This is a genomic window from Lysobacter sp. Root76 (genome assembly GCF_001428685.1).
GTDB lineage: Bacteria > Pseudomonadota > Gammaproteobacteria > Xanthomonadales > Xanthomonadaceae > Lysobacter.
Map to the genome: position 1 here is coordinate 159,595 of NZ_LMIK01000004.1, position 16,429 is coordinate 176,023.

A 16,429-nucleotide genomic window follows, 5' to 3' on the forward strand; every position below is an offset into this window, starting at 1 on the left:
CCGCGCGCCCTCAGCCGGACTCTTCCTCAGGCGCCGGCTGCAAGGACACCGCCACCTCCTCCAGCTCCGCGATTTCCTTCTCCAAGGCCTCGTACAACTCGCCCTGGCGCACCATCAGATCCTCGATGTGCGCTGCCAGCTTCAACTTCGACAACTCGCCGTCGAACAACAGCCATTGCGCCGTCAGCTGCTCCACATAGTTCTTGGAGTAATGGCGCATTTCCTTGAGCTGGTTCAGCGCCGAATTCACGTGATCCAGCGGGGTTTTGCTATCCGCGGACATGGCGACCTCCTCGTTGCAAGGTAAGGCCAGGGTAGCGGCCCCAGGCTGGCTGCCATGTGAAACGAGGGGCGGACCTCGGGGTGGGGCGCCGGGTCTAGGCCGACAGGGCCCAGGGGCTACTTTTCCGCTACCCCACCGGTATCGCTACACCCCGCCATGGGGGTTTTGCTAGGCTCGCCCGGCGAATCCTTCGCGCGAGCCGCACATCGACGTGCGGACCCAACGGAACAGCAGGGCCGCATGGCGCACAACCAGTTCGAGCTGCTCAAGCAACGGCGGTTCCTGCCGTTCTTCCTGACCCAGGCGCTGGGTGCGTTCAACGACAATGTGTATCGGCAGGCGATCATCGGCCTGCTGTTCTACCTGGGCGTCAGCGACGAGCAGCGCACGCTGTACACCAATCTGGCGCCGGCGCTGTTCATCCTGCCCTACTTCCTGTTCTCGGCCACCGCCGGGCAGATCGCCGAGAAGCTGGAGAAGCACAAGCTGATCCGGATCACGACCGCGATGGAGATCGCGATCATGTCGCTGGCGGCGGTCGGCTTTCTGACCCAGAGCATGACCGTGCTGCTGGTGGCGCTGTTCGGCACCGGCCTGCAGTCCACGCTGTTCGGGCCGGTCAAGTATTCGATCCTGCCCTCGGTGCTCAAGCCCGAGGAGCTCACCGGCGGCAACGGCCTGGTCGAAATGGGCACGTCGATCTCGATCCTGGCCGGCATGATCTTCGGCGGCCTGATCTTCACCCTGGCCGGCACCCACGGCCCGGTGGTGGCGGCCACCGCGATCGTGCTGCTGGCGATCACCGGCAACGTGGTCAGCCGGATGATCCCGCGCGCCGATGCCGGCGAACCGGACCTCAAGATCAATTGGAACCCGATTCCCGAGTCGGTGAAGATCATGCGCATGACCCGGCGCCAGCCGGCGGTGCGCAACTCGGTGCTGGGCGTGTCGTGGTTCTGGTTCGTCGGCACGGTGCTGACGTCGCAGCTGCCGGGCTACGCGGACGACAACCTCGGCGGCGGACCGACGCTGTACATCTTCGCCCTGGCCCTGTTCTCGATCGGCACCGGCGTGGGCTCGATGATGTGCGAACGCCTGTCGGCGCGCACGGTCGAGATCGGCCTGGTGCCGCTGGGCGCGTTCGGTATGACCGCCTTCCTGCTGGATATCTACTTCGCCCGTCCCGGCGCGGCCACGGCCGCGGGCCTGGACGTGGCCGGCTTCGTCGCCCAGCCCGGCGCGTGGCGGATCATGCTGGACCTGGTCGGCATCGGCGTGTTCGCCGGCTTCTTCGTGGTGCCGCTGTTCGCGCTGATCCAGAGCCGCTCGCCGAAGAACGAGCTGTCGCGCGTGATCGCCGGCATGAACATCCAGAACGCCGGCTTCATCGTGCTGGCCGCGGTGCTGGGCGTGGTGGTGCAGCGCTTCCTGGGCTGGACGATCCCGCAGGTATTCCTGGCGCTGGCGGTGGCCAACGCCCTGGTCGCGATCTGGATCTTCACCCTGGTGCCCGAGTTCCTGATGCGCTTCATGAGCTGGGTGCTGGTGCGCACGCTCTACCGCTTGCGCGTGGCGGGCATCGAGCACATCCCGGACGAGGGCCCGGCGCTGGTGGTGTGCAACCACGTCAGTTACATGGACGCCCTGATCCTGAGCGCCAGCATTCCGCGCCCGGTGCGCTTCGTCATGTACTACAAGATCTTCAACATCCCGGTGATGAGCTGGATCTTCCGCACCGCCAAGGCGATCCCGATCGCCGGCGCGCGCGAGAATCCCGAGCTCATGCAGCGCGCGTTCGACGAGATCGAGGCCGCGCTCGCCGACGGCCAGATCGTCGGCATCTTCCCCGAGGGCGCGCTGACCAAGGACGGCGAGATCGCCGCGTTCAAGTCCGGCGTCGAACGCATCCTGGCCAAGCAACCGGTGCCGGTGATCCCGATGGCGCTGCGCGGCATGTGGACCAGCATGTGGAGCCATCGCGACTCGCGCATGCGCGTGCCGCGACGTTTCCGCGCCCAGGTCGACGTGATCGCCGGCGCGCCGGTGGACGGCGCCACGGCCACTGCCGAGAGCCTGGAGGCGCTGGTGCGCGGCCTGCGGGGCGACGCCGCCTAGGCCGCAGCCGCCCCGCCAGGACTGACAGCCGTCGCACGCCGCTGCTAGGATGGGCGAGGGGCGTCGGCTCGTGCCGGCGATCGCACAACAAAACAACGAAAACTACGGAAGGGGATACCCATGTACGAGCCGCCTCAGGCCGCGCCCGCGCAGCCGATTCAAAACTACCTGGCCTGGTCGATCAGCATGACCGTGCTCGGCTTCTGCCTGTGCTGCATCATCGGCTCGGCGCCCGGCATCGTCGCCATCGTGTTCGGCTCGCAGGTCAACAGCAAGTCCAACATGGGCGATCTGGAAGGCGCGCGCAAGGCTTCCGAGAACGCAAAGATCTGGTGCTGGGTCGCGACCGCCGTGGTCGGACTGGGCGTGCTGCTGAACATCGGCAGCTTCATGATGGGCGGCACCGCCGAGTACCTGGAAATGATGCAGAAGATGCAAGGCGCGCGTTGATATGACCGCGTTGCGCCAGCCCCGACTGTGGCACGCGACGGCTGCGGCCGCCGCGCTCGCAGCGGCCGGGGCCGGCGTCTGGCTGTTGCGGCGCTTCGATCCGAACGCGCCCGACAGCCCGCTGCCCGGCTGTCTGTTCTATCACCTCACCGGGCTGTACTGCCCGGGCTGCGGCAGCACCCGCGCCTTGCACGGCCTGGTCCACGGCGACCTCGGCCAGATGCTGGCTATGAATCCGCTGCTGGTGGTGGTGATTCCGGCGCTGCCGCTGCTGGTCGCGCATGGCATGGGCTACCGCCTGCCGCTGCCCAAGCGCGCGATCGACGTCCTGCTCAGCGCCAAGTTCTGGCTGAGCCTGATCATGGGCTACTGGGTCGCGCGCAATCTGCCCTGGCCGCCGTTCAACTGGCTCGCGCCGGGCTGAGCAGGTCCGCCGAACCGGTGGGCTGAACGCATCCGGCCGAGCCGGCCCAGCCGGCACTCTCCACTCTCACCACGAAGATCCGCATGAACGCACCGCACGGCGAATACGTCCCCAATCACCTGGTCTGGGCGATCCTGTCCACGCTGTTCTGCTGCTTGCCGCTAGGCGTGGTATCGATCGTCTACGCCGCGCAGGTCGACGGCAAACGCGCCGCGGGCGATATCGCCGGCGCTCGCGCCGCCTCGCGCAGCGCGATCAATTGGGCGATCGCTTCGGTGGTCGCGTTGCCGGTCGCGCTGGTGCTGTGGTTTTTGTTCTTCGGCGGACTGGCGATCCTGAGCGCGGCGGTGGGCGGGCACTGATTCCCGCCGGGCGGCCGGTCAGCTGACGAAGCCGGCGATCACGAACAAGGCCAGCACCGCCAGCCACACCAGCAGGCTGCGCCAGACCAGGCTCATCGCATCGCGCAGTTCGGGCTGTTCCGAACTGGCGGCCAGGGCGGCAGCGCTCGCACCGGTGCCGTTGTCTTCGGCGTAATCGGCGGCTTCTTCGGCCAGCTCGGTCTTCACGCTGGCGCGTGCGACCGCGCCCAGGAAGCGATTGTCCAGGCTGAGCGCGGCGCCGCCGGATTCGCGCCAGGCGCCGAGCACGGTGTCGAAATTGCCGACCAGGGCCAGCGCCAGGGTCAACAGCTGGGCCACCGGCCATTCCAGGATCGCCAGCAGCGTGCGCGCGCCCTCGATGGTCTCGCCGGGCAGTTCGCGCGCGGCCTCGCCTTCGGCCGACAGCGCCGTCAGGCGGTACAGCACCGCGCCGAACGGGCCCAGCAGCAGGAACCAGAACAGCACCCCGAACCAGCGCCGCAGGGCGTTGCGGAATACGGCTTCGACCAGCGAACCGCCGTCCAGCGACGGGGTCTCGCCGTCCGGCCACAGGCTGGCCGCGGCGGCGCGGCGCGAAATGGGATCGTTCGCGGCTGCGATCGCCTCCACGTCCAGGTCGAGATCGCGGGGGCCCCAGACGTAGAACAACACGGCGATGCCGAACACCAGCCCGGCCAGGCCGTACAGCGGCTCGTCCAGGGCGAGCTGGAACAGCCCGACGGCGAGCAGCGGCGGCACCAGGGCCAGGGCGATGCCCCAGCGGCCGCGCCAGATGCTGTCTTCGGGGAAACGCGCGCCCAGCCAGCGCAGCCAGTCCGCGTACCAGCCGTAATGCCGCACCGAGGCCGCCAGCGACTGCGCGAGGTGGCCGAGCACGAGCGCGACGACGGCGGCGATCAGCGTTTCTGACATTGCGGCCCGGCTCCCGGCGTGACGTATCCGATGAATGCGTCGGCGGGCGCGCCTGGCGCGTTCCGCCGCTGCTGGAACCGATGCTAGCCCGGCTCCGCTGAAGACGAACCGAGCGCGGTTGCGCCGTTCCGTCGCCATGGCCGTCGCCGGCCACCCGGCCGGACGTTCTGCAACGCCCAGCCTGCGCCGATTCTACCGTGGCTCAACGCGGCGTACGTGCCTCGACGGCCGCCAGCCACTGATCGATCAGCCAGCGCGAGATCGAAATGCTAGGCGAGAGCAGCGGACCCTCGTCGTCCTCGCGCGGCGGACGCTCGCCGCGGGCCTGGGCCTCGCGGACTTCCTGCGCGCTGAACCAGCGCGCCTCTTCCAGCTCGTCGCCGACCTGCGGCTCGTCCGGGCCGGCATCGGCGAAGAAGCCCAGCATCAGCGCGCCCGGGAACGGCCACGGCTGCGAGCCCAGGTAGCGGCAGCTCCGCACGCGCACGCCGGCCTCTTCCAGGACCTCGCGGGCGACGGTCTGCTCCAGCGTTTCGCCCGGTTCGACGAAACCGGCGAGCACCGAGTAACGCCGCGCCGGCCAACCGGTCTGGCGCCCCAGCAGCAGGCGTTCGCCGTCGCTGACCGCGACGATCACCGCCGGGTCGGTGCGCGGGTAGTGTTCGGCCTCGCATTGGCTGCAACGTCCCTGCCAGCCGCCGCGCGAAAACGCGACTTCGCCGCCGCAGACACCGCAGTGGCGATTGCGCGAGCGCCAATGCTGCAGCGCGCGCGCCTGCGCGAACACGCTGGCGTGCAAGGCCGGCCAATACGCGGCAGCGGCGCGCAGATCGACCCGGCGCGGCGCGTCGAACGCGGTCAGCGCGGCGTCCAGCGCGAACCAGCCGCCGCCGTCGGGCGCCAGGCCCAGGAATACGGCCGCGCCGACCCCGCCGGGACCGGCGCTGAGTTCGGCGCCGGTGGGCGCGCGCAGTTGTCCCTGGTCGTCGGCCAGAGCCTGGCCGGAATCGTCGAGCAGGATCACGCGCGCGCTCGGCCACAACGCGGTCAGCGCTTCGGGCTGGTCGCGCAGATGGTCGGCGCGGTCGAGCGCGGCGCGGACGGCGGCGTCGCTGCCGGCTTCGACGAAGGCGTAGGGCGCGCGCGCCGCCGGGTTGTCGCTGGCCTCGCTCACACCGCGAACGAGGAACCGCAGCCGCAGGTGGTCTTGGCGTTCGGATTGCGGATCACGAACTGCGCGCCGTGCAGGCTTTCGGTGTAATCGACCACGGCGCCCATCAGGTACTGCAGGCTCAGCGGATCGACCAGCAGGGTCACGCCGTCGGTCTGCACGGCCAGGTCGTCCTCGCCCTGCTGCTCGTCGAACTCGAACCCGTACTGGAAGCCCGAGCAACCGCCGCCCTGGATGTAGACACGCAGCTTGAGCGCGGCGTTGCCCTCTTCGGCGATCAGTTCGCGGACCTTGGTCGCGGCCGAGGCGGTGAAATCCAGCGGACGCTCCAGCGAGTGGTAGTCGGGCGCCGAGGGCAGGGCAGTGATCGTTTCCATCCCTTCAGGATGGGGCGCGCAGGCGCCGCATTCAAGCTCGCCGATCGAACGCTGCGGTCGGCGGATGGGGATGCCGCAGCGGCGCCCTACGCGCCGCCGCTCCCGCGCAGGCGGGAATGACGGGCAAAAACGCCGTTTCTGCAGGACTGGCGCCGAAACTCACTCCGCCGCCGTCGCCCCATTGCCCTCGCGGGTGGCCTCGGCCCAGGTGAAGGACTGTTCCACGGCCGCGCCGGACTGCGGGGTCAGGCGTACGGTCACCCGCACCGGGGTCACGCCCGCGGGCAGGAACAGATCGCCTTCGATCTGCTGGAAGTACTTGAACGAGTACGCCAGGCCCGGCGCATTGGGCTGCTGGCGCAGGTCGTCCCAGCTCAGCTTCTGCAGCTTGCCGCCGCGGCTGCCTTCCAGCGCCACGGTCAGGCGGCCGGCGCTGACCGCGCCGCGGTTGAGGTTCTGGGTCAGGGTGCTGGTGAAGTGCCAGGCGTTCTCGTTCTGCGGCTGCACCCGCAGCGCATGCACGGCCAGGCCGCGGCGCTGCGCGGTGGAGCCCACCAGACGTTCGTAGAAGGCGACATCGGCGCGCAAGCCGGCGATTTCCTCGTCGCGTTCGGACAAGGTGCCCTGCAGGTCGCGGTTGGCTTCGCGGCTGATCTGGTCGGAACGGCTGAGCGTGGTCACGCGCTGGCGCAGTTGCTCCAGCTCGGCGCGCTCGGCCTGGGCATCGCGGGCGGCATCGGGGTTGGCGGCCGCTGGCGGGGCCGGCGAGATCGAGCGCCACAGGCCCCAGCCGCCGAACGCGAGCACCGCCGCCAGCGCGACGCCGGCGGCGTAGCGCCAGTGGCGGGGCGCGTTCTGGGGGCTGCGCGGGTCGGATTCGGCCATGCCCCATTAATAGGGCGCGGCGCGGGCTGGCGCAACGTCCTCTCAGTCGACCAGGGCGTGCGCGGTCACCGGGGCTTCAGCGCCCGCGCGCGGGGCGCCGGCGGTGTCGGAATGGATCAGACGGCCGGTCAGCATCGAGCCGGCGATCATCTCGACCACCTTGTAATGCACGTTGCCCAGCACGCGCGCCTTGGCCGCCAGCTCGACCCGCTCGGCGGCGTAGACGTCGCCGGTGAGCTCGCCGTTGATGACCACCACCGGCGCATGCACTTCGCCTTCGATGCTGCCGTTCTCGGCCAGGGTCAGCACCGCCAGCTGGCCCGGTTCGGCCACGATCTTGCCGACGATCCGGCCTTCGATGTACAGCCCGCCGCTGAACTGCAGGTCGCCGCGGATCACTACCTGCGGGCCGATCATGGTGTCGACCTGGCCGGCCGCGAGTTGGGTGGGTTTGCTCTTGAACATGCTTAGGTTTCCCCGGTGACGGTTGCGCCGCTGCGCCAGTTGAACGCCTGCTCCACCGATGCGTTCTCACCACGCAACGAGATGCGGACACGCTGCGGGGTGAAGCCGGCCGGCAGCATCACGCTGCCGTCGAGCTGCTGGAAGTAGCGGAAAGAATAATCCTGCGCCGGCGCCGCCGACCGCTGGTGCAGCTCGTCCCAGCCGACCGTGGTCAGCTTGCCGTTGCGCACGCCCTCGACCGCGAACTGCAGCCGCCCGGCGCTGACCGCGCCGCGGTTGAGGTTCTGGGTCAGGACGATCATGTAGCGCCAGGTGCCGCCGGTTTCCGGCGCGAACTGGGTCGAATGCACGTTCAGGCCCTGCGGCTTGCCGGTCGAGCCGACCAGGCGCTCGTAGAAGGCGACGTCGGCGCGCAGGTCGGCGATCTCTTCCTCGCGGTCGGCCAGAGCGCCCTGGATCTGCTTGTTGGCGACCCGGCTGATCTGGTCGGAGCGCTGCAGGGTGGCCTCGCGCTGCTCCAGCTGGTCCAGGCGGGCCTGGCGCTCGCGCAGGGTCGCGCGCACGGCGTCGAGTTCGGCGCTGACCTTGGGCAGCTGCGGCGCGGCGCGCCAGGTCGCCCAGGCCCAGGCGCCGGCCAGCGAACTCAGCCAGACCGCTGCCACCACGGCCGCGATCAGCGGCCGTCGGTCGGCTTGCTGCTGGACGATGACGAAACGGGGCGGTGGTGCCTTGGCCATTCGACTGGGGCGGCGGGGGCCGCAGGTGGTTCTATACTCGGCCGACAAGTCTAGCGGGGTTGCCGCCGTGTCCGATGCGCACCTGTTCGCAATTGGGGTAGTTCTCGCCTGGTTGGCGGGCATCCGGGTCTACCTGACCGTGTTCGGGGTCGGCATCGCCGGCGCCCTGGGCTGGCTGGACCTGCCCCAGGCCCTGCAGGCGACCCAGTCGCCGTGGGTGATCGGCGTGTCCGGCGCGCTCGCCGCGACCGAGTTCTTCGCCGACAAGATCCCCGGCGTGGATTCGGGCTGGGACCTGCTGCACACCCTGCTGCGGGTGCCGGTCGGCGCCTTCCTGGCCGCCGCGACCTTGTCTCCGGACGGCCAGCTCGGCGCCGGCGCGCTCGCCACCGGCGCCGGCGTGGCCCTGGGCAGCCATCTGCTCAAGGCCGGCTCGCGCGTGCTGCTCAACACCTCGCCCGAACCGGTCAGCAACTGGACCGCGTCGGTCGGCGAAGACGTGGCCGTGATCGGCACCCTGGCCCTGGTGTTCGCGCACCCCTGGATCGCGCTGTCGCTGGTCGCGCTGATCAGTCTGATCGTCGCGCTGCTGCTGTGGTGGGTGTGGCGGCTGATCTTCCGGCGCGCGCCCAAGACCGATCCGGCACCGGGCTGAGCCACGCCCGGGCTGCGTTCGAGCGCAGCATCGCGACGCTCCGGCTATCGGATACGGCCGACACACGACGGTGCGCTTGGCCTGTAGCGGCTCGCCTCAAGCGGCGCTCCGACGCGCCCGAGGCTCGTGCCGCCGTCGGATGCGGCGCCGCACGCAACCACTCGATAAGTTCGGGCTAGCCGGCCCCTGTGCGAAAGCGCGCGCGGCGCAGTAGCCTGTCGCGATGGACTCCCTGATCGCCGCGGCCGGGCGCGCGCTGGCCGCCGGCGACGCGCTCGGCGCGCTCAAGCGCATCGCCCTGCGCGACGATCCGCCGGCGCTGGCCTTGCGCGGTATCGCGATGGCCCAGCTGGGCGAGTATCCACGCGCCCGCGAACTGCTGCGCCGCGCCGCGCGCGGCTTCGGTGCGCGCGAGGAATTGGCGCGGGCGCGTTGCGTCGTCGCGGAAGCCGAAGTCGCGCTGGCCATGCGCGACCTCGGCGGTTCGCCGCGCGCGCTCGCCGACGCCGCGCTCGTGCTCGAATCGCGCGCCGATCGCGCCAACGCGCTGCAGGCGCGCCTGATCGCGGTACGCCGGAGGCTCCTGATCGGCCGCCTCGATGAGGCCGCGTCTTCGCTCGCAGCGCTAGACGCATCCGGCCTGCCGCCGTCGCTCGCGGCGGTGGCCGAGCTGGCCGGCGCGGAAATCGCCTTGCGTTCCCTGCGCACGGCGCAGGCGCGGGCCGCGCTCGCTCGCGCCTTCGAGGCAGCCGAACGCGCAGGGGTACCCGCGCTCCTGGCCGAAGTGGCCGAAGCGCGCGCCGCGCTCGACCGTTGCGCCGCGCGCAGCATCCATGCCGGCCATGAGCAGCCCTTGCGGCTGGACCAGGTCGAGGCCTTGCTGCTCTCCGGCGCCCTGATGGTCGATGCCTGCCGTCGCGGGCTGCGCAGCGGCGAGCGTTGGACGCCGTTGGCGCGACGGCCGGTGTTGTTCGCCCTGCTGCGCGCGCTGGCCGAAGGCTGGCCCGGCGACGTCGAACGCAATGCGCTGATCGCGAACGTGTTCCGCACCCGCCGCCCCGACGAAACGCACCGCGCGCGTCTGCGCGTCGAGATCGGCCGCCTGCGCGCCCTGGTCGCGCCGCTGGCGGATATCGAAGCCACCACGAACGGTTTCGCCCTGGTGCCGCGCGACGGGCGCGGTGTGGTCGTGCTGATGCCGCCGATCGACGGCGATCAGGCCTCGCTGCTGGCCTTGCTCGCCGATGGCGCGGCCTGGTCCACCTCGGCGCTCGCGCTGGCCCTGGGCGACAGCCAGCGCACGGTCCAGCGCGCGCTGGTCGAACTGGAATCCGACGGCCAGGTGCGCGCGATCGGGCGCGCCCGCGCGCAGCGCTGGCTGGCGCCGCCGCTGATCGGATTCACGACGATCTTGTTACTCCCCGCTGCGCTGTCGTCTGAGTAGATTGTTTCCACGGCGCCGCAACGAGCGCCACCAGGAGCCAAGATCATGAACCGCACTACGACACAGCCCGTGCCGACGCGCGCCGCCGAAATCGTGCGCGAATACGCTTTCGACGGCGTCGAGCGCGTCGGCGGCGTCACCCACGACGGCCGCCGCGTGTGGGCCGCGACCGGACCGGCCTTGCTCGCCTTCGATCCCGCCAACGGCGACGTCGTCGGCACGCTCGACCGCCCGGCGGACGCCGGCACCGCCTTCGACGGCAAGTACCTGTATCAGATCGCCGAGTCGCGCATCGACAAGATCGACCCCGCCACCGGCAAGGTCCTGGCGTCGATTCCCGCGCCCGGCGCGGGCGGCGACTCCGGCCTCGCCTGGGCCGAGGGCAGCCTGTGGGTCGGGCAGTACCGCGACCGCAAGATCCATCAGATCGATCCCGACACCGGCACCGTGCTGCGCTCGATCGAATCCAACCGTTTCGTTACCGGCGTGACCTGGGTCGAGGGCGAACTCTGGCACGCCACCTGGGAAGGCGACGACAGCGAACTGCGCCACATCGACCCGGACAGCGGCGAAGTGCTCGAACGCCTGGAAATGCCGCAGGGCGTCGGCATCAGCGGGCTCGAGTCCGACGGCGCCGACCTGTTCTATTGCGGCGGCGGCGGCAGCGGCAAGGTCCGCGCGGTGCGGCGGCCGAAGAAGGCCGCGGCGTAAACGTCGCCCCGACTCGGGCCGCACTTCTCCGCAACGCCTGATGCGCTGACGCGGCCAGCCCCGCGCACGGGCTCGAATCAAACCCTCGCCACTTCCCCCTTCCGGTCCCGCGACCGGAGACGGGCAAGCCTTGCCCGAACCACACCCAACACGGCCCACCGGGCCGAGGAGCACTCCATGAATACCGCGATTGCCGAAACCAACGCCGTCGATCATCCCGTCGTCTCCAGGGAGCGCTGGCTCGCCGCGCGCAAGACGCTGCTGGCGCGCGAGAAGGAACTCACGCGCCTGCAGGATCAGATCGCGCGCGAGCGCCGCGCACTGCCGTGGGTGCGGGTCGAGAAGGATTACCTCTTCGATACGCAGGACGGCCCGCGCCGCCTCGCCGACCTGTTCGAAGGCCGCAGCCAGTTGATGGTGCAGCACTTCATGTTCGCGCCCGGCTGGGAGCAGGGCTGCAAGAGCTGCTCCTACATGGCCGACCATAACGACGGCGCCAACCTCCACCTCGCCCAGCGGGATCTGACCCTGATCGCCGTCTCGCGCGCACCGCTGGCCGATATCCAGCGCTTCCGCGAGCGCATGGGCTGGCAGTTCAACTGGGTGTCCTCGTACGGCAGCGACTTCAACCACGACTTCGGCGTCAACTTCGATCAGGACGAGATGTCCAGCGGCAAGGTCGACTACAACTACGTCCGCCAGCCGTTCCCGCACGAGGAAGCCCCCGGGATCAGCGTTTTCTATCGCGACGGCGACGGCGAAGTCTTCCACACCTACTCGCGCTACGGCCGCGGCGTGGAAGTGATGATGCACACCTACAACCTGCTCGAACTCACGCCCAAGGGCCGCGACGAGGACGGCATGGACTATCCGATGGCCTGGGTGCGCCACCACGATCGCTACGAGACAGCCGCGAAGGCGCCGGCCGCCGCCGCGTGCTGCGGCTCGAAGGCCTGAACCCGCCACGGCCGCCGGGGACGCATCATGGACATCGCGTGGCCGTTGCTGACCATCGCCGGGCTCGGCGCCCTGCACGGGGCGAGCCCGGCGAGCGGCTGGATGTTCGCCGCCGCCTGCGGCGTGCGTGCGCGCGACGGCGCCCAGGCACGTCGCGCGCTGCTGCCGATCGCGGTGGGACACACCGCCTCGGTCGCGCTCGTGGTGTTCGCGGTTACCCAGGGCGTTCTGATGAACCGTTCGCGCGTCCAATGCCTGGCCGGCGCCCTGCTCGTCCTGGTGGCGGCGTACCGCTGGCTGCGCGGCACCAGGCGGCACGCCGCAGATCATCGCGTCGTCGGCGCTCGCATCCACGCGCGTAGCGACCATGCCGGCATCGCCCTGTGGTCCTGCCTGATGGCCACCGCTCACGGCGCGGGACTGATGCTGATCCCCGCCCTGGTGCCGCTGTGCATGAGCGACACGCCGGCACGCGAGATCACCGCTTCCGGCTCCGTGGGATTGGCTTTGGCGGCCATCGCCGTCCATCTGGCCGCGATGCTGGTCACGACCGGCGCCATCGCCACCGGCGTATGTCGCGGTCTCGCGCTGCATCCCGGCCTGCTGAGTGGTGCCGCGCTGCGCCATGCCTGGACGGCGATGCAGGCCGTCACCGGCGTGTTGCTGATCGTGATTCGTTAGCCGTGCAGTTTCCCGCCGCTCCCGCTTGCAACGACCCGGCCTGCGCACTCGCGCCTTCGCGCAAGAAAAAGGCCACCGGCGAAACCGGTGGCCTTCATGTCTGGCTGGCGACGAATCGCGCGCTGCGCGCCCGATGGCTGGCTGGATCCGGTGGCCCGCCGTAGCGGGCCGGCGCCTTACTCTTCGATCTTGGTCAGCAGGTAGTTCTGCTCGCCCAGGCGATCGATCAGCGCGAGCTGGGTTTCGATCCAGTCGATATGCTCTTCCTCGGAATCGAGGATGTCGGCGAACAGCTGGCGGCTGACGTAGTCGCCGACGGCTTCGGCGTGCTTGATGCCGTCGCGCAGCACCGGCAGCGCTTCCAGTTCCAGCGCCAGGTCGCAGTTCAGCAGTTCGCGCGGGTTCTCGCCGATGCGCAGCTTGCCCAGGGCCTGAAAGTTCGGCAGGCCGTCGAGGAACAAGATGCGCTCCGACAGCTTGTCGGCATGCTTCATCTCGTCGATCGACTCGTGGTACTCGTGCTCGGCGAGTTCCTTCAGGCCCCAGTTCTTCAGCATCTTGGCGTGCAGGAAGTACTGGTTGATCGCGGTCAGCTCGTTATAGAGCGCCTTGTTGAGGAATTCGATGACCTTGGCGTCGCCTTTCATGGCCGTGCTCCGGCAGTTGCAATGGCGGCACTCTAGACCTTTCGCGCACACGGTGACGGAACGCGAATCGAGTGCATTTCGCGCGGGCGAAGCCGAATCGGGAAGGACCGGGAAGGCGGGGCGGCGGGCGCTGGGACGCGCTCGCGCAGGCTCAGGCAGCCTGCTGCAATATCTGCAGTGGCAAGTCGCGATAGGAGCGCGCGCGATCGAGCAGTTCGGCGGCCATATCCAGGCAGCTGCCGCAATTGGCGCCGGCGCCGGTCCGCATGGTCAGTTCGGGCACGCTGCGGCAACCGGCCTCGGCGGCCTGGAGGATGTCGCGTTCGGTGACTCCGTTGCAGATGCAGACGTACACGGTGGCTTTGGGCGGGCAAGCAGCCGGAGCGGCTGCGGGCCCATTTCGCCACCAATGCGAATGATTGTCAATTCGTGGACGGGTCCTGGCCGCCGCGGGCGTTCATCCCGGGTTGCCGGGCGCGCGGCCGCTGGCGGTTGCGGGTCAGGGCCGAGCGGTCCTGGACGCGGGGGTCCGGGCCGGGCGCCGGCACCGCCTGGACGCCGGCGATGCTGCGCGCGAACGGGGCCAGATGGCGCAGGGCGCTGGCATAGACGCCGCGTTTGAACACCACCACGTGCTCGACCGGGTACCAGAAATCGACCCAGCGCCAGTGGTCGAACTCGGGCTTCTCGGTCAGGTCCAGGCGCAGGTCGGACTCCGCGCCGGTCAGGCGCAGCAGGAACCAGACCTGCTTCTGGCCGATGCAGACCAGGCGGTCGTTGCGGCGGATCGCCCGCTGCGGCAGGCGATAGCGCAGCCAGCCCGGGGTCGCGCCCAGCACTTCGACGTGCTGCGGCAGCAGACCGGTCTCTTCGCGCAGCTCGCGGTACATCGCCTCGATCGGCGTCTCGTCGGTGTTCATCCCGCCCTGCGGGAACTGCCAACCGTCGCGATGCACGCGTCGGGCCCAGAACAGGCGGCCGTCCGGGTGCATCAGCACGATGCCGACATTGGGCCTGTAACCGTCCGGATCGATCACGATGCGGACTCCAAATTCACTGCGACCGACTCTGCCACGGGCCTTGCCCGACGACAAGCCGGCCCGGGACGATTGACGGCACCCGTCCCGGCATGAATAATTCGCGGTTCCCCGTGGCTATGTAGCTCAGCCGGTTAGAGCACAGCACTCATAATGCTGGGGTCGGTGGTTCGAGTCCACCCATAGCCACCATCGTTCCGGACGCCTCGGGCGCCGCAGTCGAAGCCCGCAGCCAGCGGGCTTTTTCGTATCCGCCGCCCCCGCCTCCGGCCGGATCGCCGCCCGCGGCGCCTTGCCCCACAATGACGCCATGAACATCTTCAAGGTCTTTACCCTGGAAGCCGCGCACCGGCTGCCGAACGTGCCGGAAGGCCACAAATGCGCGCGCCTGCACGGCCATTCGTTCCGGGTCGAGGTGCACCTGGACGGCGAGCCCGGCGAGCACAGCGGCTGGGTGATGGACTTCGCGGACGTCAAAAAGGCGTTCCAGCCGCTGTACGACCAGCTCGACCACCACTACCTCAACGACATCCCCGGCCTGGACAACCCGACCAGCGAGCGGCTGGCGATCTGGATCTGGGAACGGCTGAAGCCGGCGCTGCCGCTGCTCAGCGAGATCGTGGTCCACGAGACCTGCACCTCGGGCTGCCGCTACCGCGGCTGAGCCCCAGCGGACGGCGCCAGCCTCCGTTTCGTCATCGCGCGGTCACTACGGCGGTCGATCCTGGGCCGCAGCGGATCTGCGGTTCTGATGCAAGCCATTGATTGCAAAGGCTGAATGAACGGCCGGCAACCGCTCGTCGGCTCGATGTTGCAACGCAACAAAAGCCAGATTATGCTGCACCGCACAATCCGGACATTCCCCCGTCCGGATCCCTACGAATCCAGGAGCACGCCATGTACCAGCAGTTCAACGAGCAGTTCGCCGCCGCGACGCGTCAGTTCGCTGACACGGCCGCTCAGGTCAACCGTCTGACCCTCGACAACGCCGAGGCCGTGTTCGGCCTGCAGCTGGCCGCGATCGAAGACCGCGTCAACGCCACCTTCGCTTTCTTCGGCGAAGCCGCCGAGGCCCGCGATCTGGAAGGCCTCAAGACCCTGTGGCCGAAGGGCGTGCAGATCGCCCGCGAGAACGTCGAGCGCGCCGTCAGCACCGGCCAGGAAGTCTTCGGCCGCACCCTGAAGGCCAACGAAGCCATCAGCGAGCTGGCCAAGTCGCAGATCGAATCGGCCGCCAAGACCACCCAGGCCAACGTCGAAAAGGCCGCCAAGGCCGCGACCAAGGTCGCCGCCAAGTAATTCGCAACGCCTCTCTCCTCGTCGTTTCCGCGACGGACACGAAACCCGGTAGCTCGCGCTACCGGGTTTTTTGTTGGGCGCGTTTCGATGGCGGGGTGAGGCGAGCCTCGGTCGGTGCGCTGCGCACCATTGAGAGACTTCCACACGCCGCTGCCGTTCGCAGTTAGGCAACTCGAGCCGGCGCGCGCACTCGGTGCCGCGCAACGGCGCGCTTAGGTGCCCCTACCTCACGGCTCACAGTTGCTGTTGCTGTTGCTGTTGCTGTTGCTGTTGCTGTTGCTGTTGCTGCTGCTGCGGCATTGGAATCCATTGAGCCGCACCACGACGAGCAACCGTAGACCCGAAGGGCGGCGCGCAGGACGCGCGCCGTTTTTCGAGGAACAGGATGTTCCTTCGAAAAATCCCCGCGCAACTACCGAACTCGCAAGAGAGGGTTGTCAAGGTAAGCCCTTCTCTTTGGTTACTTTCTCTTGGGCTAGCAAGAGAAAGTGACCCGCACGCGCAGCGGGCGGAAGCTGTTGACTTGAAGATCGAAACCTTCGCCGAACCTAGAAGTTCGCGGTCGCGGCTTACGCTGCTCCTACCCCAAGGCGAGTGGCAAGAGAAAGTGCCCCGCATGCGCGGCATGCGGAAGCTGTTGCTTAAGAACGAAACCAGCAAAGCAGCCCGAATTCGCGATCGCGGCTCACGCCGCTCCTACCCCAAGGCTAGAGCGAAACAGGCGCGGCCGCCGGACTGGCGATCGCGGCTCACGCCGCTCCCACAGAAGGCAGAGGCAAGGGCGGATCGGAAGCGA

At 69.1% G+C, this 16,429-nt stretch carries 20 protein-coding genes, 1 tRNA gene and 2 pseudogenes; 13 read left to right on the forward strand and 10 right to left on the reverse strand.

What is annotated here, in order from left to right:
- Positions 1–10 precede the first annotated feature (10 nt).
- The gene (locus ASE10_RS05765; protein ID WP_055904251.1) at positions 11–283 is read right to left on the reverse strand and encodes a hypothetical protein; all 273 of its coding nucleotides are present in this window, start codon (positions 281–283) and stop codon (positions 11–13) included.
- A 240-nt stretch (positions 284–523) separates the two neighbouring features.
- Here ASE10_RS05765 and ASE10_RS05770 point away from each other — a divergent pair, with 240 nt between their 5' ends.
- The 4 genes from ASE10_RS05770 to ASE10_RS05785 all read left to right on the forward strand — a co-directional run bounded on the left by ASE10_RS05770 (position 524) and on the right by ASE10_RS05785 (position 3,634).
- The gene (locus ASE10_RS05770; RefSeq protein ID WP_055904254.1) at positions 524–2,398 is read left to right on the forward strand and encodes an MFS transporter; all 1,875 of its coding nucleotides are present in this window, start codon (positions 524–526) and stop codon (positions 2,396–2,398) included.
- 120 nt (positions 2,399–2,518) lie between these two features.
- Positions 2,519–2,848, forward strand: a complete 330-nt coding sequence (locus ASE10_RS05775) for a CD225/dispanin family protein (RefSeq protein ID WP_055904257.1) — start codon at positions 2,519–2,521, stop codon at positions 2,846–2,848.
- A gap of 1 nt (position 2,849) precedes the next feature.
- Positions 2,850–3,272, forward strand: a complete 423-nt coding sequence (locus tag ASE10_RS05780) for a DUF2752 domain-containing protein (RefSeq protein ID WP_055904260.1) — start codon at positions 2,850–2,852, stop codon at positions 3,270–3,272.
- Between the two features lie 83 nt (positions 3,273–3,355).
- Positions 3,356–3,634: a CD225/dispanin family protein gene (locus ASE10_RS05785; protein WP_055904263.1), complete on the forward strand. Its 279-nt coding sequence runs from the start codon at positions 3,356–3,358 to the stop codon at positions 3,632–3,634.
- Positions 3,635–3,652: 18 nt separating this feature from the next.
- Here the strand turns inward: ASE10_RS05785 and ampE are convergent, their stop codons facing one another.
- From ampE to ASE10_RS05815, 6 genes and pseudogenes are all read right to left on the reverse strand, one after another.
- Positions 3,653–4,567, reverse strand: a complete 915-nt coding sequence (gene ampE, locus ASE10_RS05790; protein WP_055904268.1) for a regulatory signaling modulator protein AmpE — start codon at positions 4,565–4,567, stop codon at positions 3,653–3,655.
- A gap of 202 nt (positions 4,568–4,769) precedes the next feature.
- A complete protein-coding gene (nudC, locus tag ASE10_RS05795; protein ID WP_055904273.1) occupies positions 4,770–5,741 on the reverse strand; it encodes an NAD(+) diphosphatase in 972 nt (323 codons plus the stop codon).
- Entirely contained in the window at positions 5,738–6,115 is a 378-nt protein-coding gene (erpA, locus tag ASE10_RS05800; protein WP_055904275.1) for an iron-sulfur cluster insertion protein ErpA, read from the reverse strand. Before erpA ends, nudC begins: the two co-directional genes overlap by 4 nt.
- Before the next feature lie 159 nt (positions 6,116–6,274).
- On the reverse strand, positions 6,275–7,000 hold the full coding sequence (locus tag ASE10_RS05805) for a DUF6776 family protein (protein ID WP_055904278.1): 726 nt from the start codon (positions 6,998–7,000) through the stop codon (positions 6,275–6,277).
- Between the two features lie 93 nt (positions 7,001–7,093).
- Positions 7,094–7,465, reverse strand: a pseudogene (locus ASE10_RS05810) (polymer-forming cytoskeletal protein); the annotation flags it as partial.
- Between the two features lie 2 nt (positions 7,466–7,467).
- On the reverse strand, positions 7,468–8,202 hold the full coding sequence (locus ASE10_RS05815) for a DUF6776 family protein (RefSeq protein WP_055904283.1): 735 nt from the start codon (positions 8,200–8,202) through the stop codon (positions 7,468–7,470).
- Between the two features lie 67 nt (positions 8,203–8,269).
- Between ASE10_RS05815 and ASE10_RS05820 the strand changes: the two genes are divergently transcribed.
- The 5 genes from ASE10_RS05820 to ASE10_RS05840 all read left to right on the forward strand — a co-directional run bounded on the left by ASE10_RS05820 (position 8,270) and on the right by ASE10_RS05840 (position 12,650).
- Positions 8,270–8,857, forward strand: a complete 588-nt coding sequence (locus ASE10_RS05820; RefSeq protein ID WP_055904286.1) for a DUF4126 domain-containing protein — start codon at positions 8,270–8,272, stop codon at positions 8,855–8,857.
- 223 nt (positions 8,858–9,080) lie between these two features.
- A complete protein-coding gene (locus ASE10_RS05825) occupies positions 9,081–10,301 on the forward strand; it encodes a hypothetical protein (protein WP_055904290.1) in 1,221 nt (406 codons plus the stop codon).
- Positions 10,302–10,346: 45 nt separating this feature from the next.
- Complete coding sequence (locus ASE10_RS05830) at positions 10,347–11,012, forward strand: PQQ-binding-like beta-propeller repeat protein (protein WP_055904293.1); 666 nt, start codon at positions 10,347–10,349, stop codon at positions 11,010–11,012.
- Between the two features lie 177 nt (positions 11,013–11,189).
- Entirely contained in the window at positions 11,190–11,969 is a 780-nt protein-coding gene (locus ASE10_RS05835; RefSeq protein WP_056305923.1) for a thioredoxin family protein, read from the forward strand.
- Between the two features lie 27 nt (positions 11,970–11,996).
- Complete coding sequence (locus tag ASE10_RS05840; RefSeq protein ID WP_055904299.1) at positions 11,997–12,650, forward strand: hypothetical protein; 654 nt, start codon at positions 11,997–11,999, stop codon at positions 12,648–12,650.
- A gap of 176 nt (positions 12,651–12,826) precedes the next feature.
- Here ASE10_RS05840 and bfr read toward each other — a convergent pair whose 3' ends face one another.
- The 3 genes and pseudogenes from bfr to ASE10_RS05855 all read right to left on the reverse strand — a co-directional run.
- Complete coding sequence (bfr, locus tag ASE10_RS05845) at positions 12,827–13,297, reverse strand: bacterioferritin (protein WP_055904302.1); 471 nt, start codon at positions 13,295–13,297, stop codon at positions 12,827–12,829.
- A 151-nt stretch (positions 13,298–13,448) separates the two neighbouring features.
- Positions 13,449–13,652 (reverse strand): (2Fe-2S)-binding protein, encoded by a 204-nt coding sequence (locus ASE10_RS05850; protein WP_055904304.1) that lies wholly within the window; start codon positions 13,650–13,652, stop codon positions 13,449–13,451.
- 187 nt (positions 13,653–13,839) lie between these two features.
- A pseudogene (locus ASE10_RS05855) lies at positions 13,840–14,334 on the reverse strand (RNA pyrophosphohydrolase); the annotation flags it as partial.
- Between the two features lie 115 nt (positions 14,335–14,449).
- Here ASE10_RS05855 and ASE10_RS05860 point away from each other — a divergent pair.
- From ASE10_RS05860 to ASE10_RS20030, 4 genes are all read left to right on the forward strand, one after another.
- A tRNA-Met gene (locus tag ASE10_RS05860) sits at positions 14,450–14,526 on the forward strand.
- A gap of 118 nt (positions 14,527–14,644) precedes the next feature.
- The gene (gene queD / locus ASE10_RS05865) at positions 14,645–14,998 is read left to right on the forward strand and encodes a 6-carboxytetrahydropterin synthase QueD (protein WP_055904310.1); all 354 of its coding nucleotides are present in this window, start codon (positions 14,645–14,647) and stop codon (positions 14,996–14,998) included.
- A gap of 233 nt (positions 14,999–15,231) precedes the next feature.
- Complete coding sequence (locus ASE10_RS05870) at positions 15,232–15,633, forward strand: phasin family protein (RefSeq protein WP_055904313.1); 402 nt, start codon at positions 15,232–15,234, stop codon at positions 15,631–15,633.
- Positions 15,634–15,873: 240 nt separating this feature from the next.
- Entirely contained in the window at positions 15,874–16,125 is a 252-nt protein-coding gene (locus tag ASE10_RS20030; RefSeq protein WP_157488348.1) for a hypothetical protein, read from the forward strand.
- Positions 16,126–16,429: the final 304 nt, after the last annotated feature.